The 19,764-nt window shown below is 52.3% G+C and carries 18 protein-coding genes; all 18 read left to right on the top strand.

Annotated features, from left to right (window positions below; genetic code table 11):
* Positions 1-1,114 precede the first annotated feature (1,114 nt).
* The 18 genes from ACXLHR_RS16455 (at position 1,115) to ACXLHR_RS16370 (ending at position 19,638) form a co-directional block, all read left to right on the top strand.
* Positions 1,115-1,471, top strand: coding sequence for a hypothetical protein (locus ACXLHR_RS16455; protein WP_458792587.1), 357 nt, complete (start codon positions 1,115-1,117; stop codon positions 1,469-1,471).
* 26 nt (positions 1,472-1,497) lie between these two features.
* A complete protein-coding gene (locus ACXLHR_RS16450) occupies positions 1,498-2,151 on the top strand; it encodes a lytic transglycosylase domain-containing protein (protein WP_458792586.1) in 654 nt (217 codons plus the stop codon).
* Positions 2,152-2,309: 158 nt separating this feature from the next.
* The gene (locus ACXLHR_RS16445) at positions 2,310-2,450 is read left to right on the top strand and encodes a hypothetical protein (RefSeq protein ID WP_458792585.1); all 141 of its coding nucleotides are present in this window, start codon (positions 2,310-2,312) and stop codon (positions 2,448-2,450) included.
* Between the two features lie 39 nt (positions 2,451-2,489).
* Positions 2,490-2,729 carry a VirB3 family type IV secretion system protein gene (locus tag ACXLHR_RS16440; RefSeq protein ID WP_458792695.1) on the top strand — a complete coding sequence of 80 codons (240 nt, stop codon included), beginning with the start codon at positions 2,490-2,492 and terminating at the stop codon, positions 2,727-2,729.
* Positions 2,719-5,079 carry a VirB4 family type IV secretion/conjugal transfer ATPase gene (locus ACXLHR_RS16435; protein WP_458792584.1) on the top strand — a complete coding sequence of 787 codons (2,361 nt, stop codon included), beginning with the start codon at positions 2,719-2,721 and terminating at the stop codon, positions 5,077-5,079. The genes ACXLHR_RS16440 and ACXLHR_RS16435 overlap by 11 nt, the downstream gene beginning before the upstream one ends.
* Positions 5,076-5,315, top strand: a complete 240-nt coding sequence (locus ACXLHR_RS16430; protein ID WP_458792583.1) for a hypothetical protein — start codon at positions 5,076-5,078, stop codon at positions 5,313-5,315. The genes ACXLHR_RS16435 and ACXLHR_RS16430 overlap by 4 nt, the downstream gene beginning before the upstream one ends.
* Positions 5,308-6,453 (top strand): lytic transglycosylase domain-containing protein, encoded by a 1,146-nt coding sequence (locus ACXLHR_RS16425; protein ID WP_458792582.1) that lies wholly within the window; start codon positions 5,308-5,310, stop codon positions 6,451-6,453. Before ACXLHR_RS16430 ends, ACXLHR_RS16425 begins: the two co-directional genes overlap by 8 nt.
* Positions 6,454-6,465: 12 nt before the next feature.
* Positions 6,466-7,296 (top strand): type IV secretion system protein, encoded by an 831-nt coding sequence (locus ACXLHR_RS16420; protein WP_458792581.1) that lies wholly within the window; start codon positions 6,466-6,468, stop codon positions 7,294-7,296.
* A complete protein-coding gene (locus ACXLHR_RS16415) occupies positions 7,296-7,949 on the top strand; it encodes a VirB8/TrbF family protein (protein WP_458792580.1) in 654 nt (217 codons plus the stop codon). Before ACXLHR_RS16420 ends, ACXLHR_RS16415 begins: the two co-directional genes overlap by 1 nt.
* Positions 7,949-8,629, top strand: a complete 681-nt coding sequence (locus ACXLHR_RS16410) for a TrbG/VirB9 family P-type conjugative transfer protein (protein WP_458792579.1) — start codon at positions 7,949-7,951, stop codon at positions 8,627-8,629. The genes ACXLHR_RS16415 and ACXLHR_RS16410 overlap by 1 nt, the downstream gene beginning before the upstream one ends.
* Positions 8,626-10,104, top strand: coding sequence for a TraB/TrbI/VirB10 family type IV secretion system protein (locus ACXLHR_RS16405; protein WP_458792578.1), 1,479 nt, complete (start codon positions 8,626-8,628; stop codon positions 10,102-10,104). Before ACXLHR_RS16410 ends, ACXLHR_RS16405 begins: the two co-directional genes overlap by 4 nt.
* Positions 10,104-11,096: an ATPase, T2SS/T4P/T4SS family gene (locus tag ACXLHR_RS16400; protein ID WP_458792577.1), complete on the top strand. Its 993-nt coding sequence runs from the start codon at positions 10,104-10,106 to the stop codon at positions 11,094-11,096. The genes ACXLHR_RS16405 and ACXLHR_RS16400 overlap by 1 nt, the downstream gene beginning before the upstream one ends.
* Positions 11,086-11,580, top strand: coding sequence for a hypothetical protein (locus ACXLHR_RS16395; RefSeq protein ID WP_458792576.1), 495 nt, complete (start codon positions 11,086-11,088; stop codon positions 11,578-11,580). Before ACXLHR_RS16400 ends, ACXLHR_RS16395 begins: the two co-directional genes overlap by 11 nt.
* A 4-nt stretch (positions 11,581-11,584) precedes the next feature.
* Entirely contained in the window at positions 11,585-12,676 is a 1,092-nt protein-coding gene (locus tag ACXLHR_RS16390) for a TrbL/VirB6 family protein (RefSeq protein ID WP_458792694.1), read from the top strand.
* A gap of 37 nt (positions 12,677-12,713) precedes the next feature.
* Positions 12,714-13,346 carry an antitoxin Xre/MbcA/ParS toxin-binding domain-containing protein gene (locus ACXLHR_RS16385; RefSeq protein ID WP_458792575.1) on the top strand — a complete coding sequence of 211 codons (633 nt, stop codon included), beginning with the start codon at positions 12,714-12,716 and terminating at the stop codon, positions 13,344-13,346.
* On the top strand, positions 13,306-14,070 hold the full coding sequence (locus ACXLHR_RS16380; protein WP_458792574.1) for an RES family NAD+ phosphorylase: 765 nt from the start codon (positions 13,306-13,308) through the stop codon (positions 14,068-14,070). Before ACXLHR_RS16385 ends, ACXLHR_RS16380 begins: the two co-directional genes overlap by 41 nt.
* Positions 14,071-14,890: 820 nt before the next feature.
* Positions 14,891-16,233, top strand: a protein-coding gene (locus tag ACXLHR_RS16375) for an IS3 family transposase (protein WP_458790740.1) whose coding sequence is annotated in 2 segments (ribosomal slippage) — positions 14,891-15,218 and positions 15,218-16,233 — 1,344 coding nt in all. Because the reading frame shifts where the segments join, the coding sequence is not laid out codon by codon here.
* 327 nt (positions 16,234-16,560) lie between these two features.
* Entirely contained in the window at positions 16,561-19,638 is a 3,078-nt protein-coding gene (locus ACXLHR_RS16370; protein ID WP_458789520.1) for an autotransporter family protein, read from the top strand.
* Positions 19,639-19,764: the final 126 nt, after the last annotated feature.

Raw genomic sequence — 19,764 nt, 5'->3', positions numbered from 1 at the left:
TAGTTCAGGCAATTCATCTAGATATACCCGACCGTTATCCCGATCATTGTATCACACAGAAATAGTAAACCAGAAGAAATCCTTATTGCCAATGATAGATGATCTTTTAAGTCAGTCTAAAGCATCTTGACTGAATTTTAGACCTAAATCAAAAGCGACCATTTTTGGCGCGGTATTTTCAAAAGCAGTCTTTGGTTCAAATCTAAGCAAGGCCTGCTTTGTCCAGCCAAGCGATTGTTGGACCAGCGAGCAGCGAAAGGGTGGTTTGGATTTGGCACCTGATCTCGAATTTCAATGGCTGCTTCGGTGATGTGCGCTGCATAGCCGCGATAAACATGCTGCACATGCGAGAGAATGCTGCGTCAGCAATAGCGACGTCTGTAAAAGATGGCTGTCCGCGACTTGATCCTTGGAACGATGAAGGTCTGGTCTGGGGCAGAAATGCTTGACGTTTGGGTTAGTATTGCGTGACGCGGCACGTTGACAGGATTCAAAAAAAATTGGCCATCGAGTCAAAGATGCGCGACGTTCCTCACTATGACACAAGTCCTCGTCATTATTGACGCGGCAAATTAAGTAAGCGTGTGTATGTCTCTATGGCCATTTTTGTCTCAGAACGGGTGGCCGTCGCTGCGTTGTTTAGACAAGTCAAGTATCGCCCAGACTCATCAAAGTAGTTGCTGAACTCCGCAGATAGAATGTCGCGAAACTCTATTTGGAGTGCCGTATTTTCGGGTACGACCGGCAAGAGTGGTGGAACGCAGAACATTGTATTCGTCTCGCCCTCCGCATTCATCCCTGACCCGGTTAGTGTGCCAACTGCGACGAGAAAAGCTCCCAGAACAGGGATGCGTGGCGTCATGTATTTGAGACTCGCGCTGCTCCATTTTCCCCTCATCTAAGACAATCCCCATATTTTAAAGATACTTACGTTGCCTTTCGGCGCGGTAGGAATTTAGCGGCTTGCGGGTTGTAAGTGGCTTTATGTTGGCGTAAGGTATGTTTTAACATACAAACTAATTATTACCCCCGATAAAGAGTTATCAACAATATTGCCGCTCGCGGCAACCCTCTGCTGACTCTTGCGCTCACTCAATTAACAAACGGACGGATTATGATAAATAAGTCTGCATTACTGGTTTTGGCGACCGTAAACAAAGAGCTGAATGATGTGAGCTGGTTGGAAGTCGAATGTTCCAAAGCAGCTTCAAAGTCTGGATCAGTAATGTGCGGCGAGTGGACGTTTAGTCTGGCGACGCCGGTGAACGGGACCGATGTTCATAGATCGCGGGTCGTCGTCTGGCGCACTCTCGAAGCAAAGAAAATCACAACGATTACTGGTCTGACGGCTCTGGCTCTGACGCTGGATATTCGCCTGCCAGTGTTTCCACTGCGCGACGGAGACGTAGGCGTTTGGACGCGTGACCCATCAAAACCAGCTCGAAATTTTTTCATGGGGGGAAGCCTATGAAGCAAGTTTTTAAAATAACAGTTCTTATGCGAGAAAGACGAGCGCTAAAAATTGCCCTGTCGCTTGTCGCAAATGTGGTTGCTCTATCCCTTGCAGCACCAGTCCAAGCTGAGGTGTTGATCATATCGGATGGCGCCTTTACCTCTTACGATCAGGGTAGCGCATTGGTGGTCTTTGGACCACGACCCGTTGTCCCAGTCCTCAATGCATCGGTTGCGACAAGAAGTGTCGCGCCCCCGCCCCGCGTGATTACACCCCGCGCCGAAATCCTTGATGCCATTCACACAATCGGTTTTCGGTACGCAGGTGATCGCGCCGTAGCAAATGGCGGATTGACGGCAACGCAGTGGGTCACGCTTTTTCGTTCAAATATTCAAATTGAGAGTGCGTTCAACCCGAACGCGCGTTCGCATGTGGGCGCAATCGGTCTGGGTCAACTCATGCCGGGTACGGCGCGTGATCTAGGCGTCGATCCCCACAACATGCACGCAAATCTCGACGGATCAGCACGCTACCTCTTAGCGATGCTTCGCCAATTTGGTTCCAGCGAACTCGCACTTGCCGCGTACAACGCGGGACCGGATGCAGTCGATCGACACGGGGGTATCCCACCGTATCGAGAAACACAGGGTCACGTACAAAAAGTGATGGCTGTTTTTAACGCAACTTTGGGAAACTAGGAGACCCATCCAATGGACAGAAAAACCATCGCAATGGCAGCGGTCGCGACCCTACTGTGGTCACAACCTGCACTTGCACAAGCTATCGACCTGAGTGCGGTCACTCATTACTTGATTCAATCCTGGATGCTTTGACAGGCGTAACAGGTCGTACCGTCATGACAATTGTAGCCGTGTTTGTCCTCTTGGGCGGCGCGTTCAACTTCATTGATTGGGCGCGTGTTTTCACGCTCCTGATGATCATCGTGATCATCGGCGTGATCCCAACAGTGATCCAGTCAATTTGGGGCACCACCTAAAATGCAAGAACGGACCCCCTTTTATATTGCGCTAACGCAATCCTCCAAGCTGTTCGGCCTCCCGTATGGCTTTGCGTTACCCTTTATGGGGGGACCGTTATTCCGCTCATTTGGTCAGTGAGTGTCTTCACGGTTGTTTGGTGTGCGCTTGTGTACGGCCTGTGTCGTTGGGCCGCGGAAAAAGACGAAAAAATCGTAGAGGTTTTGCTTACTGGAGCGCGGGTCGTCCCGGGAACGCGGACGCGAAAAATGTTTGGGGGTGATAGCTATGGCGCTTGATCTTACAGCCGTCGCAGCGAGCATCGTTGCTCAGCGGAACGTGTTGAAAAACGGTTTTATGCACGTTCCCTATGTGACGCTGGTGAACGATCACACAGTTCGTCTTCGTGACAACTCGTTTATGTCGTGTATCCGTGTTGATGGCCTGAACGCCGCCACGACGTCCGATAGCGATCTGGACGGCATGAAGAACGCCTTTGCGGGTGTCATCGCTCAGATGGGGCAAAACTTCACGGTCTATACACACAAGATCAGCCGCAAAGTCGATCTTACGGAAAATCTTGAACCTCTCAAAAATAACGATTTCGCGGCTGCTGTGGACCAGCGGTGGCGGGAAGGTTTGGCCGAAGGTGAGCTACGCGATACGAGATTGACGATTTCGATTGTGCGAACGGGTCGTCTCAAAAAAACCGCTGGCTTATTCCGGCGTGCGAGCAACCTTATCGAAGGGTCTGGCGATGCGAGGGATTTGGACCTTCTCGAAGAAGTTTGCCGCTTCATGCGGACTGCGATTGGCGGCGACGCAACACGTCTTCTCAAGGCATCGACTGGCGACCTTTTGGGCTTCTTGGGGTCAGTGCAGACCGCAAACGAACGCCCCATTTATCCCAGCGGTGCCTTGACGGTCGTGGCCGATGATGTGCTATCGGATCGCGTTACGTTCACCACAGACGGGTTTGAGTTGTCGGACGGCCCGTTTGGTGATCGGTATGGTCAAATCCTCGCTTTAAAATCCTATCCGTCGCAATCTTGGGTGACGATCTTCGATGATTTTGCCCTGCCTTGTGACTATGTGATTTCGCAAAGTTTTTCTCCAATGGGGAATAACGAGGCGGCAGACCTGATCGAGCGAAAACAACGGATCATGTCTTCCACTGCGGACCGTCGGGCAAATGCAAGGGAAGCTATGGGCGCTTTGCAAGAGGGTGTGCTCGTTCAAGAGCTTTCGCTTGGCAAACACCAACTGACGATTTCAATTATTGACCCCAGTGAAACACGGGTACGCGATGTCATGTCTGAACTCGCAGGCGTCGCGACTAATGTTGGCGCAATTCTGATCAAAGATAACTTTGTGAAGCGCGCCCATTACTTTGCACAATTTCCCGGCAATATTGCGCATAGGGCACGGCGGAACGTCATTACGAACGTCCATTTTGCTGATTATGCGTCCTTGCATAGAACGCCGCTTGGTAAAACGGGTGACGAGGTGCCCTGGAAAACACCCATCGCGGTATTTCCAACAGCGCATGGATCATCATACCGTTTCAATTTCCATAGGCGCGGTACTGGTGACGGGGAACCGCCAGCGGGTCACACGCTTGTACTTGGCGAAACAGGGTCCGGAAAAAGCGTTTTGGCTGCGTTCCTATTGGCGCAAGCGCGGCGTGCGGACACTCGCATTTTTGTTTTCGATTATCGACGCGGACTTGAAATTGCTACGCGCGCGATGGGCGGCTCATACTCCACTATCGAAAGCGGCATGCCGACGGGTCTCAACCCATTGTGGGTTGAAACTGACGACGAAGGTACCGCCTGGTTGACAGATTGGTTGGCAAATATCTTGTCTCCCAACGACGAACTGTCGCCATTGCAGACGCGCTCAATTTTGGAAAATGTGCGGCGCAACGCCTCCGCTGCGCCATCGCTACGCAGGTGGGACACCTTTGCGAAGCAATTTGCGTCTACCGATGATGAAGGGCTTGTTCAAACCCGCGTCTCCGAATGGGCGAAAGGAGGCCGTTTTGGATGGGTCTTTGGTGAAACAGTAGAGGACACATTTTCTCTCGATGGAGATGTCGTCGGGTTTGATCTGACCCAAATCCTTGACGCTCAATCCGATCGTGAACGCACAGCGGTTCTGAGTTATATTTTCCGCCGGATCGAACGGAAAATGCGTGATCGAAAGCGCACCATCGTCTTAATCGATGAAGCATGGAAGGCCATCGACAATCCTTACTTTGCTAAGGTTATCGAGGGCTGGTTAGCGACGCTACGAAAGCAAAATGCAGTTGTGGTGATGCTGACGCAAAATGCGTCTCAGCTCTCGCGCTCTAAGGTCGGAGAGAGAGTGTTCTCCTTTTTTCCAACTCAAATCCTCTTTCCCGATGGCAAGTCTTCTTACGAAGACTACGACGCTCTGCGTCTAAATCCGGCGGAGCTGGATATCGTTACGTCTCGTGCGTCAGGCAGAAACTTTCTGCTTCGTGACGATGAAAACTCGGTGGTGCTGAACGGCGATATGTCCGCCCTTGGTGATCATCTTCATCTTTTGGGCGGCGGATCGGCAGGACTGTCAATCGCCGGCCAAGATTTTAGAGAAACGCCAGATTTTTGGAGAAGAGCGACATGATCAAATATGCAATTATCACAGTTGGCCTTTTGAGCATCGCGGGTTGCACAACGATGGACCAGCGCGAGGCTAAATGCGCGTGCTTCAACAGCGACGGTTCTGCGAGTGGTTCGTGCGATTTTGCACGTTTGCCCGGTCAGCCTGCGGTGTTTAGCTTCATGGCTGTTGAGGCCCCTTCCCCTCGCCACGCCACGCCGGAAGAGAACGCAATCCGTAAGGAGTTGTGTGGTGGCTGATCAATTAAGGGTCTCAAAGCGCATAGCTGGCGCGGCGCTGGTCGTTGGTCTTTTGGAATCAACTGCCTTTGCGCAGGGTGTGCCGGTTATCGACGGGCAGACCCTTGCAGAGCGGCTGCACGGGTATCTGCATCTGGAAACGGACGAAGATACACAGGTCGAAAAAGCAACAAACCGTGCAGAAATCCGCGCGTTTGAAAACCAACAGATTGCCAGTCTGGATCGGATGATCACGGCCTTTAGTTCAGTGTCCACCTACCAGACTACTTTCATGGGTGGAGACGCTGACATGGGCGGCGTTCAAGAGGTCTATGGACCGTTAGCGAACCCTGCGGGCCGCTTTGTCTTTGGTGATGCGCGTGAAAACATCGAAGACCTGATCATTCGTGGGGCGCAAGATACCTATGGCCTTCCCGGCGTAGCGGCGGCTGGCCTCTCACCGCTTCAATGGCGTTGTCTAATGCAAGCTTTGATTTGGCAAGAAAGCCGCTTCAAAGTCGGCGCACGTTCCCCAGCGGCGGCCTATGGCCTGACGCAAATCATTCCGGGCACAGCTCAGGATTTGGGGATCTACCCAGAATACTATAACGACCCCTATCTACAAATTGTTGGTGGTGCGCGGTATTTGGCAACCCAGCTCCACACGTTTGATGGCAATATCATCTTCGCGTTGGGTGCTTACAATGCGGGGCCAGGTCGCATCCACGAATATGGCGGCGTACCTCCATTTGCAGAAACGCAGCACTACGTGCAGGTGATCCCCGCAAAATATAACAGCTATTTACTGACCATCGGGGGTGTCGAGGCGCAGGGTACGATTGATCCCGCCCTTTATGCTGCTTCTGGCGCGAGTCTCTTGTCGTCCGGATCACTGCATTTTGCCGAATACGCGATGAACAACGCGCAAATGGCGCTGATCCGCGTTCGCAATCTCGTCGTGCAAATCAGAAATACGACCGATCCAAAAGAGGCCTATGACCTCAACACGATGATGAGGGCAGAACTCATTTTAATCCTCAGTGCTCGGATCGAAACCGAAGCGGCTCGCACTCAAGCTGAATATGCACAAAACGCGGCTCAACTGGCGCGGCAAAGGGGGCCGTTGGCCTTTCTTGATTTCACACAACCGGACCTTTGATTGGAGACCGACTTGAAAAATCCGCATTTCTTAAAATCCCTCGCGACCGCTTCGATCTTTGCGTTGGCGCCAGTTACCAGCGTCTCGGTGAGTGCAGTGGTCGCTCTAGCGCCTACGTCAACTTACGCGCAAGGCGTGCCGGTTATTGACAGCCGCAACCTTCTTCAACAGCTTCAAACCTTCCAACAGCTTTTGGTTGATATGGGCTTGCAAGAAGACCAAATCGCAAAATTGATCGAGCAGATTGGGTTGCTGGAACAGCAACTGAGTCAGTTGCAAGAAATAGAAGACCTTCTTAGCGATCCTACTGCTGTTCTCGAACTTGCACTTGGTGGTGACCTTGACGGAATCCTCGAAGGTGAGTTTGACCTTGATATGGTCGGCACTCTTATGTCGGGCGCGCGGGGTGATTGGAGTGGTTTACAAGGTGAAGGCGCAGGTGCGTTCAAGGACCGTATTGCGACGGCTCTTGAAGGTGGTGGCACGTCGCAAACCCAGATCACGGCAATGGCCAATTCCGGCGTGCCCGAAGCTGAACGCAACGCAACGGCTACTGCAACTGGTGCTGCTACATCGGCTGCTGCCGAAGTCGCCTATGTCGAAGCGGCACAATCGGTTGAGCGTGTCGGTGTTATGGTTGGTGAAATACAAAATTTGGACTCCTTGAAGGCGTCCGTTGATCACAACACCCGTGTCACTGCGGAACTGGCCATTGCTATGGCTGCGATGTGGCAGCTGGAATCCGTCCAGACAATGAACGTAGGGATGAACGGCGTTCTCGACGCTGCGACATTGGCGGACATTGAAAAATTCACAGACTTCTCACAGCCGGATTTTGAATAATGTCACAAATTCCACAAACCATTCTCGAAACGGAAGTTATTTACGGTGCCATGCAGCGTGAAAAGCTATGGAAGATAGCTTTCGCAGGCATGACATTTGCAACGGTTGTTGCAGTGTGCGCCTCAGCGGCGGTGATGGTATGGCATAAGCCCCTCGCGCCAATCGTAGTCCCTTTTGATCCCGAAACCGGTATGGCCGTGCCAAACGCAAGTGTCCAATCAGTCACCTTGAGCGAGCGAACCGCGGTCGTTCAGTCGCTTATCTACCAATATGTTATCGACCGTGAAAACTACAATCAGATCGACAACGACATTCGGATCAATCGATCATTGGCCCGTACCGAAGGCAACGCCCGTCGCGGGCTAATCTCTCTTTGGGACTCGGGCAGTGATGACTACCTACCCACCCGGTATGGCGACAGAACACAAGTCGATGTGGCCGTGACGGGTATCACATTGCTCGATGAAGACCGTGTGCAGGTCAGGATGCGTAAACGCCTGACGAACCCAGATGGTGCGACGTTCGGTAATTTTACCGCTGTGATCGGGTTTCAATTCGAAACGTCAGAGCAACCAACGCTGGAAGCGGTTTGGAGAAATCCACTTGGTTTTACTGTCACAGAGTATCAGCTTTATCAGGATCGGAGAGAGTGATGCGTAAGCGAATTTTGAGTGTTGTATTGCTCTTTTGTATCGGCACATCGGCTTTTGCTGAGGCGACGCCGCCGCGTGGATCACATGATAGCCGCGTACGTGTGACACGTCATGTTGATGGTCAAGTTTATGCGATCAATACCACAATGACGCGCGCAACGACGATCGAGTTTGAGCAAGGCGAAAGGATTGTTTCAATCGTCGCTGGCGATACTGCGTCTTTTCAGTTTCAGTCGATTCCAGGTGATCGTGTCTTCGCAATCAAACCGACAGCACGGGGTGTCCAGACCAACGTAACGGTCTACACGGACAGGCGAAGCTACTACTTCACATTGCAGGAAAGCTCGAACCCGTTTTATGTCGTTCGCTTTAGCTATCCTGCGCGCGCCACTCAGAGCGCGGGAACGCAGCCAGTTCGAACAGCGCAAAATGCAAACTACGGCGTAAGTGCGCAGAGTGAAATCACGCCTATTTCAATTTGGGACGACGGCGCGTTCACCTATTTTCAGTTCCGTGAAAACGCCCCGATCCCTGCGGTTTTCAAGGTCACAAATGGTCTTGAACGGAGCGTCAACTCGCAAGTCACGCAGGGTCGGGTTGTGCGCGTGAGTGGTACGTCCCAGCAGTGGGCGTTGCGCCTTGGTGAACAGGAAATTTGTATTGCGGAGGTGTTCGAATGACGAATGAAAACGGTAAAAAGCCGGATGTTGAAAGTGACCTTGCCACCCGGATGGCAGAAATCGAAAACCGTGTCACTCAGTCAGGCAATCGCGGTGCTGTTGCAAAAGTTGCGGGAGCAGCTGTTGCGGCCCTCGTTATTGGGTTTGGCGGGTATGCGATTGTCGATGCGGTTTCGCAGCCTTCGGAGCAGACCGTGGCTATCCCCTCGAGTGATACGCAAGAGTATCCGGAAGACAGAGGTGCAAGCGATAGTCTTGCGATGCCCTCCCCTCCCGATCCTGTGTTCGTTGATCGACCCGTTTTTACGACACAGACAGATAGCGCCACTCTGGCGCGCTTGGCTGATCTGGAAGCGGACCTTGCAGCGGCGAGGTCGCTGGCGGCGGCGCGTGAAGACGAAACGGAACAGCAACGTGCGCTAAGAGAAGAACTCGAACGTGAACGTGACAAGTTTGCAGCCGATATTGCCGCCCTGCGCAGCACAGCAGAAAATGATCAGGATCGCGCTCGCGACACAATGGAACAGTTGCAAGGTGCGGTATCTGCTCTGCGGATAGATTTGTCGGACAGCCAAAGGGATATTGCGGCAGAGCAAACCCGGTCGCAGCAAGCGTTGCTCGCGCAAGCAGAAAATTTCCAGCTTCAACTTCGTGAAGCGCGCGCAGTTGATCCTTTGGAGCAAGATCGAATGCGTTTAGAACAAGAAAGGTTGGCCCGGGAGGCCGAGGATCGACAACGGCTTGAAGAATTACGTGCTGAACGTGCTGCTGACGAAAGAACACGGGCAGAGTCGAGCATGATTGCGGTCAACAACTCTGGTGCATCAGAAGCAGGAGCGGCAGAAGGTCGGGACCTCAGCGGCAACCAATCCTTTGTGCAGCGCAGTGTAGGCCCTGTCGCGGTTTCGCGCGCATTACAAATAAGTGCACCCCATGCGACCGTACCGCAAGGAACGATCATACAGGCGTCTCTCGAAACAGCGGTGGATAGCACCCTGCCCGGTCCGATCCGCGGTGTTGTGTCAGAAGACGTTCACAGTATGGACGGTTCTGCCATCTTGATTCCAGCCGGATCAAAAGTGTTTGGAGAATATAGTAGCGGTATCGCGCTTGGGCAGAAACGTATCCTGATCGTTTGGACACGCATCTTAACACCTAGCAACCGCTCTATCAGCATCGCCTCCTATGGCGCTGACAGGCTCGGTCGTAGCGGTACTGGTGGAGCTGTGGATACCCGGTTTGGAACGCGGTTCGCAGGCGCGGCGGCCATTTCCATTATTGGTGCGACCCCCGCCATTATTGCAAACCAGCAAGACAATGTGGCGGTTGCTCGTGCAGTCGAGGACATAGGTGACGATTTCAGCGAAGCTACTGATAGCGCCATTGGTCAGTACCTAACCCTCCCTCCCACCATTTATGTCCGTCAAGGGACGTCGGTCACAATCATCGTTGATCGAGATTTGGAAATCTTCTAATGGATGAAACCTACGTTGATAAAGCTTTTGGTCAGCTACGCGCCCTGTTGAAAAACGATCTTGTCGAAATTTGCGTAAATCCGGATGGGCAGGTTTGGTTTGAAAACCGTGGCGATCCATCAATGCAGCTTTCGCAGATAAGACTTAGCCCTGAAGACGTCCGGGACGCAGGCATGCAAATCGCTGCGGAAGGCAATATTCGGCTTTCCGAGAAAAACCCTGTTGGCAGTGTGTCGATCAACTATCGCGACTGGCTCATTCGCGCTCAGATGGTTCAACACCCTGTCGTGCGCGGGGGCGATGCCTTGGCGATGAGGTTTTTCCAAGCGGATACCGAAATGTTTGAGCCGGCATACCTTGGCGATGGTCCAGAAAGCGCGAGTGTCGCGCGGCGCGAGCTGACCAATAAAGTCTGGGGTTTGGCAGAAGGCAACCTGACAGATGCGCTCAAAATGTGTGTTACCGAAAAACTAAATCTCGTCGTTAGCGGCGGCACCAGTTCAGGCAAGACGTCGATCGCGCGATGGTTAGTCGCTCAAGTCGATCAAAAAGAACGCATCCTGACCATCGAGGACATTCCCGATTTGATGCCACGCCAGCCAAACAAGGTTATGATGGTATCAAATCGCCTTGATCCAATTCGCAGCCCGGACGCGTTGCTTCAATCTTCACTGCGGATGCGTCCAGACAGGATTATTCTTTCGGAAGTCACAGGATCAGATGCGTACACATTCCTAAAAGCAATCAACACAGGTCATGGTGGGTCGATCACAACTATCCATGCAGAGACGGCAGAATTAGCCGTGGAGAGGATGGCTCAAACCGCATTAGAAGCTGATGGAAAAATGACCTACGAAGACATGATAGCTTATGTGATCCGCTCAATCGACGTCATAGTTCATGTGGAAAAACGCAACGGAAAGCGTGGTGTCTTAGAAGTGTTTTTGCCCAGTCGCTATGATGCACCTCAGGAGATTGTCGATGAAGCTTAATCATGCCGCGAAGATATTCTTGGTTGTCGGATTGAGTGTTGGCGCTCAAAAAGCAACTGCGGACAATCAAAGTTCAGTGAGCGCCTTACCGGATGCGAACGTCGCCGCCGTTTCCGATAGCGGGTATGTCGATCCGGAAATTAGCAACCGCAATCGGTGCTTAAATCATCCCGGCCGTCCTGCATGGATGATGGTACAGCCACTCGGTTTCGAGTGGCGTTTAGATCTTGCGAATAAGTTTCGCAGCTCACAACGGGCGATGATGGTCACGGGCGCGCAGACCTGCAACTGCGATATGTTGTATCCCGATTGGGACGCGTTTCGCGCTGATTTAGAAGAAATCTGGAACGGTGTCAGCCGTGACTCTCAGTACGTTTGGAACGCAGGCACCCGATCCCAATTCGAGACGGCACGAAATAACTTGGCGGAATATAGCAGTCCATTGGTTACTGAGGTTTCCAGGCTTTGCAAAAACGTGGAGTAAGATAATGGGTTTCATCGAGGCCACCTACACCAGAACAATGTTATTGCTCGATTCATTGGGCCAAAGCCAGTTCGAAGCAGTCGCCTCCCAACTTGGCGGCACCGCTCAAATCCTGTCAGCGCTGATGGTCGTTTTAGTCCTTATCAACATGTCTCTGCAGTTTCGCCCTATGGAAGCAGGCACTTCGATATGGTTGATCTTCAAGCTCGCCCTCGTCGCTCTCTTTATGAAAAGTTGGACGGATTTCAACGCTGTTTTCAACGCTGTTGAAACCGGCTTCGAAGCGATTGGTCACGCCTTACTGGCGGGCGGGATCGGCAATGGCCAAACGACAGCAAGTTTTCCGCAAGAGCTGGACAATCTTTCCGAAACTATCGGCACCTACGCAAATGTGACGGCAGGTCGATTGAACATTTTGGGGGGCATGATCAATGCCTTGATGTTTCTTGCTATCTCTATTTTTGGCGCGCTTGCCACCTTGGCGATGGTTGCTTCACGAGTCGTTCTTGCGGTGCTTATCGGCATTGCGCCGTTTGCAATCTTGGCGACACTGACTAACCAAACGAAGGGGTATTTTGACACATGGCTAACTGGAGTCATAAAAGTGTTGATGTTTCCACTCATTCTCATTGGGATATTCGCAACAATACTCGGTATGGGTAATGCAACAATCTCAAGTATTGACCCGGACAACATCACCACAATTGGTCAAGTGGCGCCGATTTTGACGGTTCTTGTGTTGGCAAGTTTCCTTGTTGTTCTCAGTCCACTCATCGTCACATTGGTAACAGGCGACTTTGCCTTAGGTGCTGTTACAGCCGTTCTAAGTAGCAAACTTGGTGGGACTACACGATCTAGCGGTAGGTCAGTTGGCGCTGCGACAAGTGGGCTTGTGGGTGGCGCGAGAGGCCGTGAGGTCGTTGATGGTGCAAGTCGATCCAGTCGCGCAGGGAACGCTCTTGGTGGTGGGATAAGAAACGCCGCGTCGGCTGTCTCCGCTGCCAACTTAAATGGAAATCTTCGTGCTGGTGTTGAACATCGAGCGGCGCAGATCAATCGGGCCTCTGAGCGCGTAGCTCGTTTAAGACAAAAATAAAAAAAGGGGCCGAGGCCCCTTCGAAGCCAACGGCCGCTTGAACACGGATGCTAACGCAGCGAAAAGCAGCAAAGGCGATTGCGGACCTTCGCTGCAGACGCGAAGGCATCTTCTCACAAAGGCAAAAGCAGCCTTTTACGACGCAGATATCTACCTTTGTAAGGTTGCCGCCCTTGGGAGCCATGCAACGTCAAAGCATCCTGTATTCGCATCGCGCGACTCGTTTACAGAAATTTCTTTCATATGGAATAATTTTCCTGTATTATTCCTTCAGGAAATGGAGAGAAAGATGAAAAACCTACAATCAAATGAGGTTGCGCTGACCCGAGGCGTTGTGCTGACCAAAGCAATGATGCGCGCCGCTGACCGACTTGGGATGTCGGGAAAGCAGTTGTCTGACGTGATCGGCCTGTCTGCAGCACAAATTTCACGCATGAAGAATGGTGAGGCCGCTTTATCAGAGGCCAGTAAGCCCTTTGAGCTGTCCGCTTTGCTAGTGCGTGTGTTCCGATCCCTTGATGCGATCGTGGGTGGAGACGAGCGTGCCATTAAGCTGTGGATGACGTCACAGAATACCGCCTTGAATGGGCGTCCAATAGATAGAATGATTTCAGTACAGGGACTTGCAGATGTCGTTACATACTTGGACGCAAGACGCGCTCCGATCTGAGCTAAGCCACTTACAAGTACCTGCATGGCGTTTGGTTGAAGCACAGCACGTGGTTTCAACCCTAAGTCTCGTCGATAACCTTGAAGAGCAAACCTTGCTTGAGGATATTCTGGAGGAGACCAAGCCGCCTGTTCCTGTGGACTGCCAGCACCTTGATTACCTTCTTAGCACGCCCTTTCGGTATCGCCCGTACCCCTATGGATCTCGTTTTCGCAAGCCTGGCCTGACGCCTGGGGTTTGGTACGGTGCCGAGCAGCCGGAAACGGCGGTGGCCGAAATGGTGTTCTATCGTTTTCTGTTTTACGCAGAAAGTCCGGACACGCCTTTCCCGGACCACCCAGCTGATTACACGGCGTTTTCAGTCGGTGTGGGAACAGCATCCGCGCTGGATTTAACGGCTGGCGCGCTTGACGATAGTCGCGAGATATGGACAGACCCATTAGATTACGTAGCCTGCCAGGATCTGGCTGACACTGCACGTGAAGTTGGAGTTGAAATCATTCGTTTTCAATCCGTTCGGGATCCTGCAGGAGGTGCTAATCTGGCCGTGCTGACCTGTGGCGCATTTCGGGATTCCGCCCCTGTGAGCCGGCAAAATTGGCGTATCCGCATTAATTCTTCCGGGGCGCAAGCTATTAGAGACTATCCTCGTCTAGGGGTGGAATTTGGCCGCGATGGTTTTGATCTTGATCCGAGAATTAAGGGTATGGATTGGGAACGGTAAGGTGGAAGGGGCGGGAAGCGGTCTTTCGCTGCAAGTGCGCGGGCCTTTGGGCGATTTGGAGAAAGCAGCCGTTCAATGTGAGGTCAAAGCCACAAATGCCGCAAACGATCTAATGTCGACAGTAAGCCCAGATTGCGTGATGCATGGATGTATGCTGTCACGAAAGAGGCAAAAACGAGCGTTTGTTGAACAAAGCGCCTGGCTTCTTCCTCCCATTCCTTTTTCTCACAACAGGGGCTGACCTGCACGGGGTGCTCTTGGTCGTTGTGATCCTTCCACGTGTAATCCCATGACACCCCAACACCAGCGAGAAACATCCTCAGCATAAGATCTGACCGTATTTACTCAGAAATATCGTGATGAATCACCCGAACCAAGTCAGATCGCCGCATGACCGACAATCCTAAAACACTGAATTTTAGAATGAATCTGGTCAGCGCGAGTCGATATTGATAAGTAATTAATTAATGAGTTTTAGATCAGAAATAGAAAGTTAAATATCCCGCTATGAACCAACAATCTCTCGATAAAGTAAGTCCGTTTACTAAAATCCGTACGTTACGTGGGGGCCGTTTAACAAAATGGAAGGGGAATGTTGCTTCAATTGCTAACGTTGTGGGCATAGCAACTGTATTCACCGGCCTATCTGTAGGTACCGCTATTGCCGAAAATGAATGTGGCCCAAACGGTGCTGGGCCTACAGCTATTATTTGCGGGCCTGCGAACTATGCAGCTGTCTGACGTCAGCGCCTATGGGACCAAATAGCGTTATTTGATAAGAGAGTGTTTCTGGCTCATCGTCACCACTGAGGAGTGGAAGATGAGACAAACAACGACGAGCCCTGGCGAGAAGATCGTCAAAGACATCAAACGCGCCACGCGCAAGCATTACTCATCCGAAGAGAAGATCAGGATCGTTCTGGATGGTCTGCGTGGTGAAGACAGCATTGCAGAGCTGTGCCGCCGTGAGGGTATCTCTCAGGGCATTTACTACAAATGGTCCAAGGACTTCATGGAAGCCGGAAAGCGGCGCCTTGCGGGCGATACGGCACGTGCGGCGAACACTGACGAGGTGAAGGATCTGCGCCGTGAGGCCCGTGATCTCAAGGAAGTTGTGGCGGAACAAACACTGGAACTCCGTTTGCTTAAAAAAAGCATGCTGGGCGATGGGGGCAACCACGAATGAGATATCCTGCATCTGAGAAACTGGAGATCATCCGGCTGGTCGAGGAAAGCCACCTGTCAGCACGGCTCACGTTGGCAAAGCTGGGCATTCCCCGCACCACATTCTACCGTTGGTATGATCGATATTTGCGGCGTGGCGAAGTTGGACTGCAGGATCAATCGCCGAAGCCCAAACACGTCTGGAACCGCATTCCTGACGAGGTGCGGCGCAAGGTCGTGAAGTTGGCGCTGAAAGAAACCGAGTTGTCGCCACGTGAACTGGCCGTGACGTTCACGGATCGAGAAAGCTATTTCGTATCAGAGGCTTCGACGTATCGGATTTTGAAGGCGCACGATCTGATCACCAGCCCAGCGTTTATCGTTATAAAGGCGGCGAGCGAGTTCAAAGACAAAACCACGGGCATCAATCAGTTGTGGCAGACGGACTTCACATATCTGAAGATCATCGGATGGGGCTGGTTTTATCTCAGCACGATCCTCGATGACTACAGCCGATATATAATCTCGTGGAAACTTTGCACCAACATGAGAACCCAAGACGTGACGGACACATTGGACTTGGCTTTGGCAGCGTCGGGATGTGACCAAGTTCATGTCGTCCACAAACCTCGCCTGCTGAGTGATAACGGCTCCAGCTACGTCTCGGGGGAGCTGGCGGAATGGTTGAAAGACAAGGATATGAAGCACAGCCGTGGCGCGCCCTATCATCCTCAAACGCAGGGCAAGATCGAGCGGTGGCATCAGACCTTGAAGAACCGCATCCTGCTGGAAAACTACTTCCTACCCGGCGATCTTGAGGCTCAGATCGAAGCCTTCGTAGACCACTACAATCACCAGCGTTACCACGAGAGCCTGAACAACGTTACACCCGCCGACGTATACTTCGGACGCGACAAAGCCATTCTACAGCAACGGGAAAGGATCAAACGTAAGACGCTCGAAACGCGACGCTTGCATCACAGACAACACGCCGCATAATGCAACCAACCAGATGAGCCGAACTCTCTCTTAGTCTAGGCCGCCTTTGGTGCCAAAAACCCTGACGACGGACACTATGCAGCTAGCGGTACCTATCCAAATTACCCAACGGGTATTATTTATCAGAATCAAGATAGTTTAACATTAACTCTAAATGATGCTGATGCCACGCTTTCTGGGAATGGTATCCGAGTTTATTCCACGGGACAGAATACCGGTGATATTGTCGTTGTAGGGGAACGATTTTCCTCAATTTCCACAACTGGGAAAAGTGGCAGGGGGATTTGGGCCTCAAATTTTGGCCCTGCTGGCGATGCGTATGCAAGTATGTCTGAAGCCGCAGGGAGCTTTCAATCTACTGGAGATTTTGCTTACGGCATTCTTGCCCAAATCGAAAATTTATCAAACTACGGAAATGTATCCGCCATAATGAATGGCGGTTCAATTGAAACGACTGGCTACGCCAGCGGGGCCATTTACGCATACAACGAGGGCCTTGGTTCGGCAACTTCGGAGATGTCTAATGGCATTATTAGTACAACCGGATTATATTCTGACGGTCTCTATTCTAATATAACCAATTCAGGAAATTTGGCCGATGCGACCGCCACACTTATCGACGGTGATATTGCTACGGCAGGTCAGACTTCTTCGGGTGTGGGTGCCGAAACAATAGGCTTTGGTAATGTGACGACACGGATGGATGCTGGCTCTATCTCCACAAGTGGCAAAGATTCCCATGGGCTACTTTCCCTGATATCCAACGCAGACAGCACGGCGGTGGCAAGGGCAACCTTGATGACTGGCGAGATAGTGACCGCTGGAGAGGGTTCCTATGGTCTCTATGCGCTTAACAATGGCCTCGGCGCAGCCTTAGTGCAAATGGACGGCGGCACCGTGATCACAACAAGAACCGGCTCTCACGGGTTGTTTTCCGAGATTAAGAACGTGACCTCGATGGCAACTGCGACAGCAGTACTGACAGCGGGGGAAGTCAAGACCACAGGGGATGGCAGCCATGCCATCCTTGTAAAGCATTCGGGCTTGGGTAACATCGAGGTCTCTACTGTTGGGATGGGCACAATTTTGACTACAGGTGCGGAAGCACACGGCATTACGACTGAGAATCTTAATGCAGATGTAGACAACATCGGCACGACCACGATTACCATTGGCAACGACATCACGGCAGGCGGCGACGGTATCAATGTACGTTCGGCCTCAAGCGGCCTGGTAACTATTACTGGGAATGGCAACATCGCCGGCGGCGACGATGTGGGTGACGACGGCATTGATGTAGAGGCGCAAGGCGCGGTTAACATTGACGTCAACGGAACAATCACTGGAGATCCCGGCATTGTAGCTAACAGCGCTCTTGGCTCGATTGGCATTGGCGGGATCGGCAATGTGACCGGTCTTATTGGCAATGGTATCGAAACCAATATTACTGGCGGCGCGGCGACTGCTGATATCACCATTGCGCGTGATGGCATCATTACAGGCGGAGACAACGGTATCCTGGCAACCAATGCAGGCAGCGGCGATATCAGCATCACTGTCAACAAAGCGGTTAACGGCGGCACTGGTTACGGCATCAACACCAGCACGATTGCGGGGGCCAATACGGTCCTTACGCTCAATGCAGGCGCGGCCGTAGGCTCAGCCGCGGGCTTGGGTATTCTCAACAATGTTGGGGACAGCACCACGGTTGTAAATGCAGGCGCATCGGTTGCAGGCACGGTTTCTCTTGGCGACGGCTCTGATACATTGGTTATCGCGACCGGAGCTGACATCACGGGTGTTACACTCCTAGATGGCGGTGATGACACCGCGGTAGCGGATACCTACATTGATGCTCTGACCCTGCAGGGCCAGACTTTGAGCCAGACCGGTACATTTTTAACCAACTGGGAGAACATAACCGTTGACGGCGGCTCCTTGGATATCACCGATGGTGATCTGACTGTTGGCGATGATGCGGGCACTGGTCTTGTCCTGACCAACGCGGGTGTTTTTAATGCTGGTACAGCTCTGGCGCTGACGGGCAATCTCGCAACATCTGCTGGTGGGACCTTTGATGGCACTGGTGCTGGTGCTGGTATCTACTCTGTGAGTGGATCAGTTGTGAACAATGGCATCATCACAACGCAAGACGACGCGGTTGGCGATGTGATCACGGTTTCCGGCGACTACACCGGCACAGGTACACTTTTGGTGGATGCCGACTTTGCATCCGATACGTTTGACAAGCTTGTTATCGAAGGCAATGCCACTGGCACGACGCAGCTCGGTGTCTCAGACGTTACGACTGGCGTGGCGACAGGGAACGACATCCCGATCATCACTGTCGCCGGCACATCTGCTGCCAGCGACTTTGTCTTGGCGGGCGGTCCTCTGGCAGTTGGCGCGCTTGACTATGACCTTGAATATGAACCCGGTGCCTTTGTTTTGCGATCACAAGGTGTGAATGGCACGGGGGCGGTCTATGAGGCGCTTCCGGCTATTCTCGGTGGCTTTAACCATATGTCGACACTGGAACAGCGTGTCGGCCAACGTCAGTGGGCTTTAGGTGATGCAACCACTGGAGATGCCCAACCATCAGGATCATGGGTCAGACTGCAAGGCAACAGCACAAACCTTGAGGCTGATACAGGCACAACCAGCTCTATCGATACCTGGGGTCTGCAAGCCGGTATCGACTTCAATGTTGAAGAAGGCGAGGCAGGCCATTGGGTTCTGGGTGTTACAGGTCAATATGGCAGCTCTAACGCCTCTGTGGCGAACGCACTTGGCTTTGGTGATATCGACTCCGAAGGCTACGGCTTAGGCCTAACCGCGACTTGGTATGGCAACAACGGCACCTATTTTGATGCTCAAGGCCAGGTCAACTGGATCAGCAGTGATCTGTCCTCCTCGACCGGTGGATCGCTGGCCACAGATGAAGACTCCACAGCTTATGCGCTAAGTGCTGAAGTCGGCCATAGGTTTAAGGTGAGCGAGACTGGAACATGGATCCCGCAAGCTCAGCTCGTTTGGGGTCAGGTTGATGCTGGAAACTTCACCGACAGTGCAGGCAACGCAGTGGATCTCGGATCCAATGACCGCTTCGTTGGTCGTCTTGGTTTGGCCTATGAGGCTGATAGCCTGACGGCAGGTGGCAACAGCCAGAAGCTGTATGCTATCGCCAACATCATACATGACTTCGACGCCTCCAATTCGGTTGATGTTGCTGGAGCAACCCTCACGTCCGACGCTAGCCAAACTTGGGGTGAGATCGGGGTTGGTGGCTCCATGGCTTGGGATGAGAGCAAGACCCTTTACGGTGAAGTCTCCTACGCTCAGTCTTTCGACAGTTCTGACAGCGATACTTTCTCGGCCTCTGCAGGCCTCCGCATTCAGTGGTAAGGTAAGGTCCACCGGCAGGTTACCACCTGCCGGACACTAAACAGCGATAACCCGCCCCTGTGCTGTGTAGCACGGGGGCGGGTTTTTTTGCGTGCAAGGGGTGTCAAAAACGACCGTTTGTTGAAC

The organism is Yoonia sp. MH D7 (genome assembly GCF_054439475.1).
Note: the sequence above shows the minus strand (reverse complement) of the source record. Positions and strands in the feature narration are given on the sequence as shown.

Coding starts and splice junctions, on each gene's coding strand:
- ACXLHR_RS16455 (WP_458792587.1), top strand. CDS start 1,115: ATGATAAATAAGTCTGCATTACTGGTTTTGGCGACCGTAAACAAAGAG.
- ACXLHR_RS16450 (WP_458792586.1), top strand. CDS start 1,498: ATGCGAGAAAGACGAGCGCTAAAAATTGCCCTGTCGCTTGTCGCAAAT.
- ACXLHR_RS16445 (WP_458792585.1), top strand. CDS start 2,310: ATGACAATTGTAGCCGTGTTTGTCCTCTTGGGCGGCGCGTTCAACTTC.
- ACXLHR_RS16435 (WP_458792584.1), top strand. CDS start 2,719: ATGGCGCTTGATCTTACAGCCGTCGCAGCGAGCATCGTTGCTCAGCGG.
- ACXLHR_RS16430 (WP_458792583.1), top strand. CDS start 5,076: ATGATCAAATATGCAATTATCACAGTTGGCCTTTTGAGCATCGCGGGT.
- ACXLHR_RS16415 (WP_458792580.1), top strand. CDS start 7,296: ATGTCACAAATTCCACAAACCATTCTCGAAACGGAAGTTATTTACGGT.
- ACXLHR_RS16410 (WP_458792579.1), top strand. CDS start 7,949: ATGCGTAAGCGAATTTTGAGTGTTGTATTGCTCTTTTGTATCGGCACA.
- ACXLHR_RS16405 (WP_458792578.1), top strand. CDS start 8,626: ATGACGAATGAAAACGGTAAAAAGCCGGATGTTGAAAGTGACCTTGCC.
- ACXLHR_RS16400 (WP_458792577.1), top strand. CDS start 10,104: ATGGATGAAACCTACGTTGATAAAGCTTTTGGTCAGCTACGCGCCCTG.
- ACXLHR_RS16395 (WP_458792576.1), top strand. CDS start 11,086: ATGAAGCTTAATCATGCCGCGAAGATATTCTTGGTTGTCGGATTGAGT.
- ACXLHR_RS16390 (WP_458792694.1), top strand. CDS start 11,585: ATGGGTTTCATCGAGGCCACCTACACCAGAACAATGTTATTGCTCGAT.
- ACXLHR_RS16380 (WP_458792574.1), top strand. CDS start 13,306: ATGTCGTTACATACTTGGACGCAAGACGCGCTCCGATCTGAGCTAAGC.
- ACXLHR_RS16370 (WP_458789520.1), top strand. CDS start 16,561: ATGTCTGAAGCCGCAGGGAGCTTTCAATCTACTGGAGATTTTGCTTAC.